General features: G+C 64.4%; 7 protein-coding genes. 1 reads left to right on the top strand and 6 read right to left on the bottom strand.

What is annotated here, in order from left to right; all coding sequences use genetic code 11:
• Positions 1-919: ATP phosphoribosyltransferase regulatory subunit (hisZ, locus tag HGB10_03890; GenBank protein NTU70948.1), on the bottom strand; the 919-nt coding region annotated here is incomplete at its 3' end.
• A 215-nt stretch (positions 920-1,134) separates the two neighbouring features.
• Here hisZ and HGB10_03885 point away from each other — a divergent pair.
• A complete protein-coding gene (locus HGB10_03885) occupies positions 1,135-2,973 on the top strand; it encodes a hypothetical protein (protein NTU70947.1) in 1,839 nt (612 codons plus the stop codon).
• A gap of 41 nt (positions 2,974-3,014) precedes the next feature.
• Here the strand turns inward: HGB10_03885 and HGB10_03880 are convergent, their stop codons facing one another.
• From HGB10_03880 to HGB10_03860, 5 genes are all read right to left on the bottom strand, one after another.
• A complete protein-coding gene (locus HGB10_03880; GenBank protein ID NTU70946.1) occupies positions 3,015-6,464 on the bottom strand; it encodes a DNA polymerase III subunit alpha in 3,450 nt (1,149 codons plus the stop codon).
• 7 nt (positions 6,465-6,471) lie between these two features.
• On the bottom strand, positions 6,472-6,780 hold the full coding sequence (locus HGB10_03875; protein ID NTU70945.1) for a TrpR YerC/YecD: 309 nt from the start codon (positions 6,778-6,780) through the stop codon (positions 6,472-6,474).
• 164 nt (positions 6,781-6,944) lie between these two features.
• Complete coding sequence (locus HGB10_03870) at positions 6,945-8,216, bottom strand: MFS transporter (GenBank protein NTU70944.1); 1,272 nt, start codon at positions 8,214-8,216, stop codon at positions 6,945-6,947.
• A 125-nt stretch (positions 8,217-8,341) separates the two neighbouring features.
• Positions 8,342-12,337 carry a right-handed parallel beta-helix repeat-containing protein gene (locus HGB10_03865; protein ID NTU70943.1) on the bottom strand — a complete coding sequence of 1,332 codons (3,996 nt, stop codon included), beginning with the start codon at positions 12,335-12,337 and terminating at the stop codon, positions 8,342-8,344.
• Positions 12,338-12,484: 147 nt separating this feature from the next.
• Positions 12,485-13,264 carry a fumarylacetoacetate hydrolase family protein gene (locus tag HGB10_03860; protein NTU70942.1) on the bottom strand — a complete coding sequence of 260 codons (780 nt, stop codon included), beginning with the start codon at positions 13,262-13,264 and terminating at the stop codon, positions 12,485-12,487.
• Between the last annotated feature and the right edge of the window lie 13 nt (positions 13,265-13,277).

Raw genomic sequence — 13,277 nt, 5'->3', positions numbered from 1 at the left:
CGACGGCGGGCGCCGGCGCATCGAATGCGGCAAGCACGCCGTCGTAGCGCCCGCCGCCGGCTATCGGCAGCCCGAGGCCGGGCGCGTAGGCCTCAGCGACGAGACCGGTGTAGTAGTCGAAGGAGCGCATCACCGAGAAGTCGACGACGACGCGCCCGGCCACGCCGGCGGCCTCGAGCAGCGTCCAGGTCGCGTCGAGCTCGTCGAGCGCGGCGTCACATCCCAGGCCACGCGTGGCCTCTCGGCAGGCGGCGATCGCCTCTCGGCCGCCTCGAATGCGCGGCACCGTCGAGAGCGCGGCGGCGACATCGGCGTTGCCGGACTCCGCAGCGAGCGCCGCAAGCCCGACGAGGTTGCGGTCGTGCGCCGCAGCGAAGACAGCGCAGCCCCACTCCTCGGACGCCTCTGCCGCCGACACGAGCGCCGAGAGCACGGCGACTGTGCCGACCGCGACGGTGAACTCGGCAAGCCCCGCGGCCTCGAGCGCTTCGACGAGTAGCGCGATCGCCTCGGCGTCTCCGAGCGCACCACCCGCTCCCACGAGCTCGACGCCAAGCTGCGTGAACTGGCGTGACTGTCCGCGCAGCGACTCGTGCTCGCGGAACACCTCGGCGTTGTAGCGAAAGCGGTGCGGCCCGGGCTGGCCCGCCAGGCGAGACGCGCTGATGCGGGCGATCGGCACCGTCATGTCGGGGCGAAGCGCCAGCAGGCGCCCGTCGAGGTCGATGAGGCGAAACGCGGTGCCCTCAAGCGGACCCGCCGCAGCCTCGAGAACCGAGAGATCCTCGGCCACGGGCGTCTCGACGAGCCCATAGCCCCACGCCGAGAAGACCTCGGCGATGGTGCGCGAGACGGCCTCGCGCTCGGCGGCCTCGGCCGGGAGCACGTCGCGAAAGCCTCGGGCGGTAACAGGACGCATGAGTACGATTCCTTCCGTGGTGGTTCATCGGTCGCGCGTGGTGTCGGTGTGCGCGGGTCACTCTATCACAGTAGAGTGATGGAGTACAAGCGACGCACATCTTCGCGTGTCAGCCGCCTTTCGGAGCATAGTTGGAGCATACCCGCATCGCGCGCACGGGCGGCACCTGTCGTGGGATACTGCGTGTCGCAGACACTCATGCGAAGGGGGACGCGGTGCCTGGCGAGGAAACCGAAATACCGATACGAGGAGGCACGGGCGATTCTGGCTCCAGCGCTCGCCCATGGGCGATTGTTGCCGAGTCGGTGTTCCTGCTCGCCGTCGGTCTTGCGGGTGCTGCAGTGGCGGTCGTCATCCTGCGGCTCTGGGAGACGGACCTGCGGGTCCCATTCAACTACCAGGCCGGCGGCGACCTCTTCTTCTTCTCCGCGCTGGTCAAGGGCCTCGTATCCAACGGCTGGTACATGGATAACCCGTTCATGGGTGCTCCCGGCGGCATGCACTTTCAGGACTTCCCGCAACTCGAGTTCGTCATGTTCGCGATCATGCGGGCCATCTCGGTGTTCGTGCATGACCCGGCTCGGGTTCACAACCTGTACTACCTGCTCGGCTATCCGCTCGCGGCGATGACCAGCGCCTTCACGATGCGCCGCCTCGGGGTCTCGCGCTCATCAGCGGCCGTCGCAGGGCTGCTGTTCACCTTCCTCCCCTTCCACTACATGCGCGCGAACGCACATCTCGCCCTCGGCGCGTACTGGCCGATACCGCTCACGCTGCTCAGCGCATTCTGGATCTACGCCGAGCAGATCCCGTTCTTCTCGGCGGGTGACGATGGCTCCCCAGGCCGCTTCACGCTGCGCAGTGCGCGCACGTGGGGCGCGATCGCAATCGGCCTGCTGGTGGGGATGTACGGCGTCTACTACGCCTACTTCGCGTGCGCGCTTCTGGTCATAGCGGCCCTCGGGGCGGTCACGAAGAGCGGACAGTGGAAACGCGCCCTCGCTGCAGCGGCGATGATCGCCGTGATCGTATCGGGCGCGGTGATCGTCGCCATCCCGACCCTGCAGTACCGCTCCCAGAACGGCGCAAACGCATCGGCGGTGCCCAGGCAGCCCATCGAGTCTGAGATCTACGGGTTGCGCGTCGTTCAGATGGTGCTCCCCGTTGATGGTCATCGCATTCCCGCGCTCGCGAATCTGCGGTACCGCTATCTGGAGCAGACGAAGATCAATCAATCCCTCAACGAAAGCAACACCGCGACACTTGGCGCTGTCGCAACCCTTGGGCTGCTCGCCCTCCTGCTCACCGCCGTGTTCGGCGTCCGGCTGGTGCCCCGGGACGACGAGCGCTCGGCAGCGCTGCTCGGCCAAGCAGGGCAGCTCGCGACCGCGGGAATCCTGCTGGCGACGGTGGGCGGGCTCGGCTCACTCGTTGCGATCCTGGCCCTCCCCGAGATTCGCGGGTACAACAGGTTCTCCGTCTACATCGCGTTCCTCTCACTTGCGGCCATGGCGGTACTCGCGGACTCGATGCGCGAGCGATTCGCGCGCGGTGCGGCGGCGCGCATCGGGGTGCTGGCCCTGTTGTGCCTGGTCGTCGTAATCGGCGTGCTGGACCAGGTTCCGGCCCATATCGCGCCTGACTACGCGGCCGACCGTGCGCAGTGGGTCACGGACAAAGCGTTCGTCAAGGAGATCGAGCGGGCGCTACCCACAAACGCGATGGTGATGCAGCTCCCATTCGTCTCATTCCCCGAGTACGCGGTCGACCCCGGAATGGTCGGCTTCAACCACCTGAGAGGCTACCTTCACTCCAAAGATCTGCGCTGGAGCTACGGCACCGTGATCGGCCGCCCGGGCGATGCGGCATACCGCGCCATCGCAGAGTCAGCCGACCCCGTCGCCGCGGCCAGACAGGCCGGATACGCAGGGCTGTGGATCGACCGTCAGGGGTTGGTCACCGAAGGCTCGGCACTGACCGAGGCGAAGCTGGTGGAGCGACTCGGTATGCCGATCATGTCCGGCGACGAGCGCTTCGCGTTCTTCAAGCTGTGATGTGACGCTGCGCGACCGGTACGATGGTGGCTGCCCGCGCACTACTCCTCGGTGATGGCCTCGGCGCCGAACAACATGATGAGCTCGGCATGCAGCCCGTTTGAGTTGCGGTCGACCAGGTAGGGCATGCGGCACTCAAGGAACTTGCCCTGCTCCTCGTCCCAGGCGTGCAAGACGATCACGTCGCGGCCCGGATACTGCTGCAGCGCCTCGAGCAACCGCGCATGACGCCCGTTGTGCAGCGCACCGCCGTCGGTCTGGATGGTGACCCGGCCCGGGGGCTCGGAGAACGCTTCGCCGTCGAAGGGCTCGACGGTCTGCACCATAAGCTTCTTGCCGCGATCCGAGTCTTCGAGCTTCGCGCGGACGCGCACGACCGCATCCTCGACCACGACGTCACGGAACTTGTCGTAGACCTGCGGGAACATCACTGCCTCGATCTGACCGTCGAGGTCCTCGAGCCGCGTGATCGCCATCATCAGGCCGCGCTTGGTGGGTCGGCGATCGACGCCCGCGAGAATGCCCGCGAACCAGCCGGTCGCCCCGTCCTTGAGGTCGTCTATGTCGCCGAGCGAGTAATCGGCCGCCTTGCGCACCTGCTCAGCGATGCCGCGCAACGGGTGATCGGAGACGTAGATGCCGAGCATCTCCTTCTCGAATGCGAGCTTCATCTTCTTCGACCACTCATCGCCGTCTGGCGCGGGGATGTCCTCCGAGAAACCCGCGTCCTCGGCGGCGAACATATCGAACATCGAGACCTGCCCGGAGTCGACGTCCTTCTGCCGCTTGGTCGCCGAATCGACGCACGAGTCCATCATCGAGAGCAGATGCTTGCGGGTGTAGCCGGTCGAGTCGAAGGCCCCGGCCTTGATGAGCGCTTCGAGCGTCTTCTTGTTGAGCTGCTTCATGTCGACGCGTGCGCAGAAGTCCTGCAGCGATGAGAACGCACTGCCTTCGTCACGCGCAGCGATGATAGTGTCGACGATCCCCTCGCCCACCCCGCGGATACCCGCGAGGCCGAAGCGGATGCCTTGACCCGTCACCGGTGTGAACGACTTACCCGAGGAGTTCACGTCCGGCGGCAAAACCGTGTAACCCGAGCGATTGCACTCTGCGACGTAGTGGACGATCTTGTCGGTCTTGCCCGTGTAACTGGTGAGCACCGCCGCCATGTAGTCGAGCGGATAGTGGGCCTTGAGGTACGCGGTCTGCATGGTGATGACGCCGTAGGCGGCCGAGTGGCTCTTGTTGAACGCGTACTCCGCGAACTTGAGGATGTCTTCCCACATGCTCGCAGCCATCTTGCCGTCGTAGCCCTGGGCGACCGCGCCGTCCACCCACGCCTCACGCATCGGCGTGAGCACATCGACCTGCTTCTTGCCCATGGCCTTGCGCAGCTTGTCGGCCTTGGCCGCCGAGAACCCTGACATGGTCATCGAGATACGCATGACCTGCTCCTGGTACACGATGGCGCCGTAGGTCTCTTCGAGGATGTCCTTGAGGCGGTCGTCGTAGTACGTGATCTGGCGGCGCCCGTGCTTGCGCTCGACGAAGTCCTTAACCATGCCGGAACCCAGAGGCCCTGGGCGATAGAGCGCGAGCACCGCGACTATGTCCGCGAACGTGGTGGGCTTGAGGTCCTTGAGCAGCTGACGCATGCCCGACGACTCGACCTGGAACACGCCGACCGTGTCCGCGCGCTGCAGCAGCGCGAACGTGTCGGGATCATCAAGCGGCAGATCGTCGGGCACGAGGTGCACGCCGTGGTTGCGCTTGATGTTCTTGACCGCCTCGGCGATGACCGTGAGCGTTCGCAGGCCGAGGAAGTCCATCTTGAGCAGGCCCATGTCCGCGACCGTGGGGCCGTCGTACTGGGTGATGACCGAGCCACCCTTGGTGTCGTACTTGACCGGCACGTAGAAGTGCAGCGGGTCGCGACAGATGACGACGCCGGCTGCATGCACACCCTCGCCGCGGACGATGCCCTCGAGCGAGCGCGCCGAGTCCACGATGCGAGCGGTGTCGGGATTGGTCTTGTAGTCGGTCTTGAACTCAGCGTTAGCGTCGAGTGACTTGTCTATGGTGGTGTCGAGCTCGTCCGAGATCATCTTGCTGATCTTGTCCGGTACGCCGTAGGGATAGCCCAGAACGCGACCGGCATCGCGAAGTGCCGCTCGCGCCTTCATCGTGCCGAACGTGATGATCTGCGCGACCTTGTCCGCACCGTACTTGTCGCGCACGTACTCGATGACCTCGCCACGACGCTCGTCGTCGAAGTCCATGTCGATATCGGGCATCTCCGTGCGCTCCGGGTTCAGGAAGCGCTCGAACAGCAGTCCGTTGGCGATGGGGTCGAGGTTGGTGATGCCGAGGGCGTACGCGATGATCGATCCTGCGGCGCTGCCGCGTCCGGGGCCGACACCGATCTCGTTGTCCTTTGCCCACGTGGTGAAGTCCTGGACGATGAGGAAGTACGCCGAGATGCCCTTGGGTTCCACGATCGAAAGCTCGTGTGCAAGCCGCTCGAGCGCCTCTTCGGGGATGGGCTCGCCGTAGCGCTCCTTGAGGCCTTCGATGCACTTGGTGTGCAGGTAGCTCGCCTCGGTCTCGCCCTCCGGCACCTCGAACTTGGGCAGAATGATCTTGCCGGTCTCGATCTCGACGTTGCACTTGTCCGCAATCTCGAGCGTGTTCGCCATCGCCTCCGGATAGACGTTACCGATTGCGGCGGCCATCTCTTCGGCAGACTTCATGTAGAACTCATCGCACGAGAACTTCATGCGGCCTGGCTGGTCTACGGTGGAGCCTGTGCCGATGCACAGCAGCAGGTCTTGCGTGACGGCATCCTCGCGGGTGAGGTAGTGGATGTCGTTGGTCGCCACAACGCCGAGCCCCAGCTCGCCTGCGATCGTGGAGAGCTCGCGGTTGAGCTGCGTCTGGCTCACGCCGTTGTTGGCGACGATGCCCTGCTCCTGCAACTCCACGTAGAAGTCGCCGGGCGCGAAGAGCGACGCGTAGCGCTTGGCCCACTGTCGGGCCTCTTCGGGCTGGCCGTACTCGATGGACTTGCTGAGGATGCCACTCATGCACGCCGACGTGCCGATAAGCCCCTCCGCGTAGCGCTCAAGAAGGCCTATGTCGACCTGCGGCTTGTAGTAGTAGCCCGCCACTGCGGCATCACTGACGAGGGCCATGAGGTTGCGATAGCCCTCGTCGTTCTTGGCCAGCAGCAAGAGGTGATAGAGATCCGGGCGCCCTTCGCGCTTGCCGCGATCGCCGGGGTTGAAGTAGACCTCACAGCCGATGATCGGCTTGACACCCGCATCCCGGGCGGTCTTGTAGAAGTCCACGGCCCCGTACATGTAGCCGTGGTCAGTGATGGCAAGCGCGGGCATCTCGAAATCGACCGCCTGCTTGACGAGCGCTTTGACCCGCGCTGCGCCGTCGAGAAGCGAATACTCGGTATGCGTGTGTAGGTGAACGAATGACATGGAGCGTCTACTCCGAGACCGTTGAAGATGTACCGAGTCGCGCAAGGATGGAGCGGTATCCATCGGCGCCATAGTTCAGGGCTTTGCTCACCCGAGAGATGGTGGTCGCCGAAGCGCCGGTCGATTCCTGGATGGCGGCGTAGTGCTCACCGGCGGCCAACCGCTTGGCGACGTCGAGCCGCTGTGCCATGTCGTGAATCTCGCGCAACGTGCACAGATCAAGGAGCAAGGCATAGGCATCGTCACCGGTTTCGAGCATGGTCAAGGCGACGAGGAGATCGTCCACTTCGGGCGTGCGAACGCGATCCTCAGGCATAAGTCACGGACTCCCCCGACGAAGACGAAAACCACAAGATATCGTGGTCAGAATAGCACGCGAGGGCGACATGATGGGCCTGTGGATAGCCGAACGGCTGTTCGCTCGCGACGAGCGGCACATGCCCCGATAAGTGGCATTCGACCCGACCGTGACTCCGGCTCTCAGAGTATCTCGTCGCCGATTCCGACGTGAGGCTCGCTTGCGTGTGCGACGAGAATCGACCTGCCGTCGGCCGCGAGTTCGCGATCGATCGATGCGGCGATCGGCAACGACGCGAGCACGCCGACAGCGACCACCACGCCACCGGCGATAAGCGTCGCCTGTACCCCGAACGCTGCGGCAAGCGCCGGCGCGAATGCGAGCGGGACAAGCTCCCCGGCGTTTCGGTGGTACATGGCGGTACCGATCACCCGCCCCACGTAACCCTCGGGCGATGCCACCTGCAGGACCGTGCGCATGAGCGGCTCGGCGACGCCGATCATCAGGCCCCATACCGCAGCACCAAGCGCAATCGTGCGCAGGTCGGTCGTCCCCACATAGCCGATGCCTCCGAGCCCGCACAGCGCGGTCACAACGGCCAGTCCTCGTACCGAGAGCAGTTTGCGCGGGAGCCTCGGCAGGAGCCAGGCACCGGTGATGAGACCGACGCTGAACGCCGTGTTCATCCACCCGATCCACTCGACGCCAACGCCGACGACGTCGCGGAAGAAGAGTGGCTCGAGCGCTGAGAACGCACCGAACCCAAACCAAACTGCCGTGCCTGCGAGGATCGCGTAGCGCAGAGTGCGGGTCGAGTAGGCTACCCGCAGACCATCCCGAAACTCGGCAAACGGGTGGTGCTGCTCGGCTGCCACGATGTCCCGCGTCCTAACCGCGAAGGCCAGCGCGGCTGCTGCAACTGAACAGCCGGCCATCAGCCAGAACACCGATGGAAGCCCTAGCACTTTGGCGAGGAACGCGCCGATGGCCGGCCCCAGCACGAAGCCTGCCGATCCGGCCGCCTCGACCGCGGCGTTGACGCGCTCCAGCTCGTCGACCCCGTCCACCAGGAAGGGCGCGAATGAGGCGCCCGCCGTGAAGGTTGGCGTCCCCACGAGCCCGAGCAGCCATGCGAGACCCACGAAGACCCCCCAGGAGTCCGCCATGACCAGCGCGATGACGACGGGGATAGTGAGTAGCTCCGCATATATGAGAACCCGGCGCGGCCCGATTCTGTCGACCAATACCCCGGCGATAACCGATCCGATGATGGATGCGATGCTGTTGCCCGCCATGACGAACGCGAGGGTCTTGGCGCTCGCATGGTAGGTGTACGCCGCCACACCCCACACACCGATGAAGAAGACGGCGGTGCCACCCACTCGTGAGATGAAGCGGGCGGCGACAACAAGCAGTGTGTTTCTATCTTGAAGCAGGTCACGCCTCCAGTGCATGCGGTGGGCAGGCGGCCCCTATCGGGCGACTACCAACAGTACCACCCCGCGCGGGTGCCAAGAACGCGAGATGGGGCCCGACCGTTGCTCGGTCGGACCCCATCAGGAGAAGCGCTACCGGCGGACTAGTGCGCGGTGTACGCGCTCCACGGTGAGGTGTAGTTCACGTACGTAGAGGCCACGCCGCCCTGTACGTCAATCGTGCGGGCGATTCTGGTGGAGTTGGTGGTGCTCCACCAGTTGCTGCGCGCATCGACCTTGACACCCGGCGTCGAGCCCGCGACGTCGAACGACAGGTTGTGCGGACGCACCCAGGAGAAGTCCTCTCCGCCGAGCGGACCGCCGAAGTTGTTCCAGCGGACCGACGGGTTGCCCGTGGCGCCAGCGATCGCGACACCAACGCGCGTGCTCGAGATGTCGTTCTTCTCGATATGCGCGGCCTTGCTGCCGAACCAGTAGACACCGGCGATGTCATCAACGTCGGCCGAGGGGTTCGAAAGTCCCGAACCTGAGATGTGGTTTCGCTGGACATAGCCGTACGGGAAGTTGCTGGCGTAAATGCCACCGTAGTAGGTGTCCGTGATCTTGTTGCCGGTCAGGCTCAGACCGTTGGAAGAGTCACTGTAGGCGCTACCGATATCGAGACCGTAGCCCCAGAGCGACTTGTCGATCGTGTTGTTCGCCACGACCGGCTGAACCGTGCTCTCGGCGCTCGACGCGTCGGCCCATACGGCGATGCCGTCGTAGTACGGCTTCTTGACCGTGTTGCCGCGAATCTCCGGAGTCGAAACGACCCGCTCACCGGTTGCGACTGAGCTGATGCCATCGTCGTACATGCCCCACTTCGCGTCACCCACGTTGTAGGCGATGTAGGCGTCGTTGGTAGCGGTGCCGTTCGGAGCGTCCGAGCGGACGTCCACCATGCCGTAATAGCCACTGGCGAAGAGGTACTTGGCCCTCGTCGTCGACGTGGCGTCGCCCTGGGCGGAGTATGAACTTGCAAAGACGGCATCGCCGTCGAACGACTGAACTCGCATGTAGTCTGCGGACGAGTGACCGCTGATGTCCGAAGACTCGACGGCATCACCGTTGCTCGAGTTCGCGTAGAGGTAGATGCCGTAGTAGGCGTACACCGGCGTGTTGTGAATGGTGGCGTCGGTCTTCGCTGTACCCATGCCATTGGTGTAGGCATTCGCGTAGATGCCGTAGTTCCACGCCGCGGCCACACTGCTGTCGGTGATGACCGGCGCAGCGATAACGGTCGCGGAGGTTTCCCCTTCGGAAACGTCGGCCGCAGCGTACACATAGACGCCGTCACCGCTGTACTTGACCCTGCCACCCTTGATGGTCGGAGCGCTGCGAACGACCTTCGTGCCGTCGCCACCACCGTAGGCGTTGAGGTCGTAACCGTAATCGTCAGGCGCGTCGACGGTGCAATCATTGAACTTGGTGGTCACAGATGAGGACCCGGCACCGGTGAACTCGGTCTTGTCGTTGTCCGCACTTGCGTAGATGCCGGCAGTGGGGCTTTGGAAGGAGCAGTCGGTGAACGATCCGCCGACTCGGGCGGCGCCGCTACCGCCAGGACCCGACGCGGTCATGTAGAGCGGATCATCATTGGCGCGAATCGAGCAGTTCTTGAAGCTCGGGTAGATCCCCGAGGTGCCCGAGGTGTCCTCTGACTTGTTCGCACCCATGTAGACCGAATAGTCGTCGTAGCCGTTGTACAGCGTGGAGTCTGTCACGACCGGCTTGACGAGGGCGTCGCCGAACTCATTGTTGTCTGCCGAGAGATACATGACGTCGTAGTACGGCGAAGAGAGCTTGGAGTCGCTCACGACCGGCGCGACGAGAGCGACACGCTCCAGCGGCTCGCTCTCCGACTCGGAGTTGCGATCAGCGTCGCAGTAGAGTGCCACGCCGCCCGAACGGATGCTGGAGTTGGTTACCGTCGGTGACGCATACGCGCCACCTTCGTTGGAGTCGGCGCCTGCGTAGACGCCCTCTGTATCTTCCTCATCATTGATAATCGTCGTCTTCTGGATGACCGGAGCGGACTTCGCATAGCCGAAGCCGTTGGCATCTGCCCACGCGTAGACGCTGTGGTCCCGGAACGACTCGATCCTGGAGTTGATGATGGTCGGCGAGGCTACGGCATTACCCACAGCCGACAGACCGTCGTTCGAGCCGTACGCGTACACCTCGACGCACTCGTTGTACGAGTGACCGCTGGTGTTGAGCAGGTACGGCTTGGCCTCCGCGGACTTCTGGTCGGACTCGGCGTAGGCGTAAATGCCGATCGAGTCACCCGAGTCGAAGTAGCCACCGATCCAGCTCGGGTTGGCCTTCGCACCGTTGGGGCCATTGGCCTGACAGTCCACCACGTATCCGCCGTCGGCGCTGGTCGCGTTGACGTTTCGGAACGACGGCGTCGCGATGGCCTCACCCAAGCGGCTGTTGGCGTCAATGCTGACGCAGTCATACTCAGCCGACTCGATGGGGCCGTTTGAGAACGAAGGTGCGATCGTCGCGCGACCCTTGTTCTGGGTGTCCGCGTACAGGTATACCGCGTCTTCCCACTGCCCGGTCATCGCGATCTTGTCGAACGTCGGCGAGACGGTGACGTTCCCGAGAACCGAGTCGGTCGACTCGTCGGACTGCGCGCCCATGTAGACCGCGTAGTCGCTCGCCATGATATGGCTGCCGGAGACCTCCGGTGAGCAGATTGCGGGGCCGTAGTCGTAGTTCTCGGCCCACGCGTAGATTCCATCGTCTTCCTGGGACACGATCCGGTTGCTTGTCAGCGTCGTAAGAACCTTCGCGGACTTGCCCCGACGCGTGTAGCTCTCAAGCCAGAACGCCTCGCCGTAGTTCGACTGCAAGGTGTTCTGCCGCAGGTTGCCCAGGACCGTGTGGTTGCCCCCGGTGCCGCCACCGGTGTCCTCCACCTCAAGGGCGATCGGGTAGCCGGCCCTGATGGTGTTGCCCGAGATGTAGGGATCGAGCGTGATGTTGCCCGCGCCCGTGTTGCCGGAGTACAGGTAGATGCCGTCCTGGCTCGAGCTCACATCGATGCGGTTGCCCACGAACCGGGCGCGTGGCGTCGTGGCGTCGACTGCGCCGTCGCCCACGTAGATGCCGCCCCAACCCATGTCGTGGATGGTGCTGTAGGTGACGTACGGTCGGCTGGTGTCCTCAAGCCACAGACCCATACCGTACTCGACGTCCGTGCGGTCCATGACGGAGGCGGCCATGCTATCGAAGTAGAGGTAACCCCAGTCACCATCGTTAGGCACGAATCCGCCGGCCTTCTCGGCAGCGACGCCAACCGATGAGAACAGGATGTTCTTGTCGGCGGTACCGTCAGCGATGAGCTTGCCGTGAACGATGAGGTCTACGCCCATCGACGGGTTCACAGCCGGAGCATCGCGACCCGAGAGACCGGTGCCGAAGTACACCTTGACGCCCGGCTCGATGGTCAGCGTGACGCCCTTCTTCACGATCAGGTCGGCGTCGACGTAGTACGGGCTCTTCGCCTTGGTCCACGTGGTGTTGGCCGTGATCGTCGAGATGGTCGAGAACGTCGTCGCAGCGAGGTCGCGAGCCAGCGCTGCGGGCAGCGGCTTCTCAGCCGAGCCCGAATTCGTCGGCGGCTGCGGACCCTGGGTCTGTGCGCCGAGCGATGCCGCCGCTGTGTGAGGCGCATTCGCAGCCTTCATGACACGAGCCGGCTCATAGCCCGTGCCGACCGCCGCGAAGCGCAGCGACGCCGGTGCGGCGAGGACCGCGACCTTGACCGCGTAGTAGTACTGGATGCCCACCTTCGCCGTCGAGTCGAGGAAGGTGTTTCCCTTGATGGGGGCATCGTTGAGCTTGACGCCCTCGCCGTCCTTGGACTCGCTGCGGAAGAAGTCGAGTTGCGCATCGGAAGCGAACCCACGCGCACGGACTTGGATCCCGTCCGGGGTGGCGTGAGTGGCTACACCTGCGGCTTTCGCCGGAACGGCACCAGCGCCGCTCCCTGCGACAATCGCCGCGGAGGCCGGCGTTACCGGCATCATCGAAACAACGAGAGCGGCTGTCGCCACGAGCGACAGCCACCGACTACGTGCTCTTCTCATGTGGTTCCCCTCCCAAAATCGAAAACACGAATCCCATCCGTCCTCCCACTGGACCTGCTCAATACTCCCCCTTCGCGACAAAACTGTCACGCGAATCGCAGTATCGAATACGCCGAGCGGTTCTCGCCCCCACGTTTGAGCGCGTGCCTACGATCCGTCCGCGGTCTCGTGCGCGCTGTCCACGACAGGGTTGCTGAGCACTCCGACGCCCTCGATACGCACCTCAACGGTGTCTCCCGGCACGATCGGCCCAATCCCGCCGGGCGTTCCGGTGAGCACTACGTCCCCGGGCACAAGCGTCATCACGTTGCTCACAAAACTCACGAGTTCGAAGGGGTGGAACAGCATGTCGCTCGTGCGAGCGGATTGCACCACCCGGCCGTTGACGAGCGTCTCAAGGAGCAGATCGTCCGGGCTGACATCGGTTGCGACCCACGGGCCGATAGGACAGAACCCATCGAAACCCTTCGCGCGCGTCCACTGCCCATCGGTCTTCTGGATGTCGCGCGCGGTCACATCGTTGCCGCAACACAGACCGAGCACGTTGTCGGCCGCCTGGGACGCGCTGGCTCGGTGTGTTCTGCGACCAATGACGATACCGAGCTCCCCCTCGTAATCGACGCGCCCGACCCCGTCCGGAATCGCTATAGGGTGGCCGGGGCCGATGACTGCGGTGGAGGGCTTCACGAAGATGACCGGCTGAGCCGGGGTCTCATGCCCCATCTCGGCGATGTGATTCTTGTAGTTGAGCCCCACGCAAACCACCTTCGTGGGCGAGACGGGGGCGAGCAGGTGCGCCTCGTTAAGCGCGATGACGCCCTCGGGCTCCCACGCTGCGAACGGTTCGTCGCTGATCAGCGTGATCATGGAATCGTCGGCAAGGCCGTATCGGCAGTCGCCTTCGTGCATGAGACGCACGACTCGCATTCCACTCCCCCGG

Source organism: Coriobacteriia bacterium, assembly GCA_013334745.1.
Lineage (GTDB): Bacteria > Actinomycetota > Coriobacteriia > Anaerosomatales > JAAXUF01 > JAAXWY01.
This window is presented reverse-complemented; position numbering and strand designations above follow the sequence as displayed.

Excerpts from the sequence above, each read along its gene's own strand:
- HGB10_03880 (NTU70946.1), bottom strand. The coding sequence starts at position 6,464 with ATGTCATTCGTTCACCTACACACGCATACCGAGTATTCGCTTCTCGAC.
- HGB10_03875 (NTU70945.1), bottom strand. The coding sequence starts at position 6,780 with ATGCCTGAGGATCGCGTTCGCACGCCCGAAGTGGACGATCTCCTCGTC.
- HGB10_03860 (NTU70942.1), bottom strand. The coding sequence starts at position 13,264 with ATGCGAGTCGTGCGTCTCATGCACGAAGGCGACTGCCGATACGGCCTT.
- HGB10_03870 (NTU70944.1), bottom strand. The coding sequence starts at position 8,216 with ATGCACTGGAGGCGTGACCTGCTTCAAGATAGAAACACACTGCTTGTT.
- HGB10_03865 (NTU70943.1), bottom strand. The coding sequence starts at position 12,337 with ATGAGAAGAGCACGTAGTCGGTGGCTGTCGCTCGTGGCGACAGCCGCT.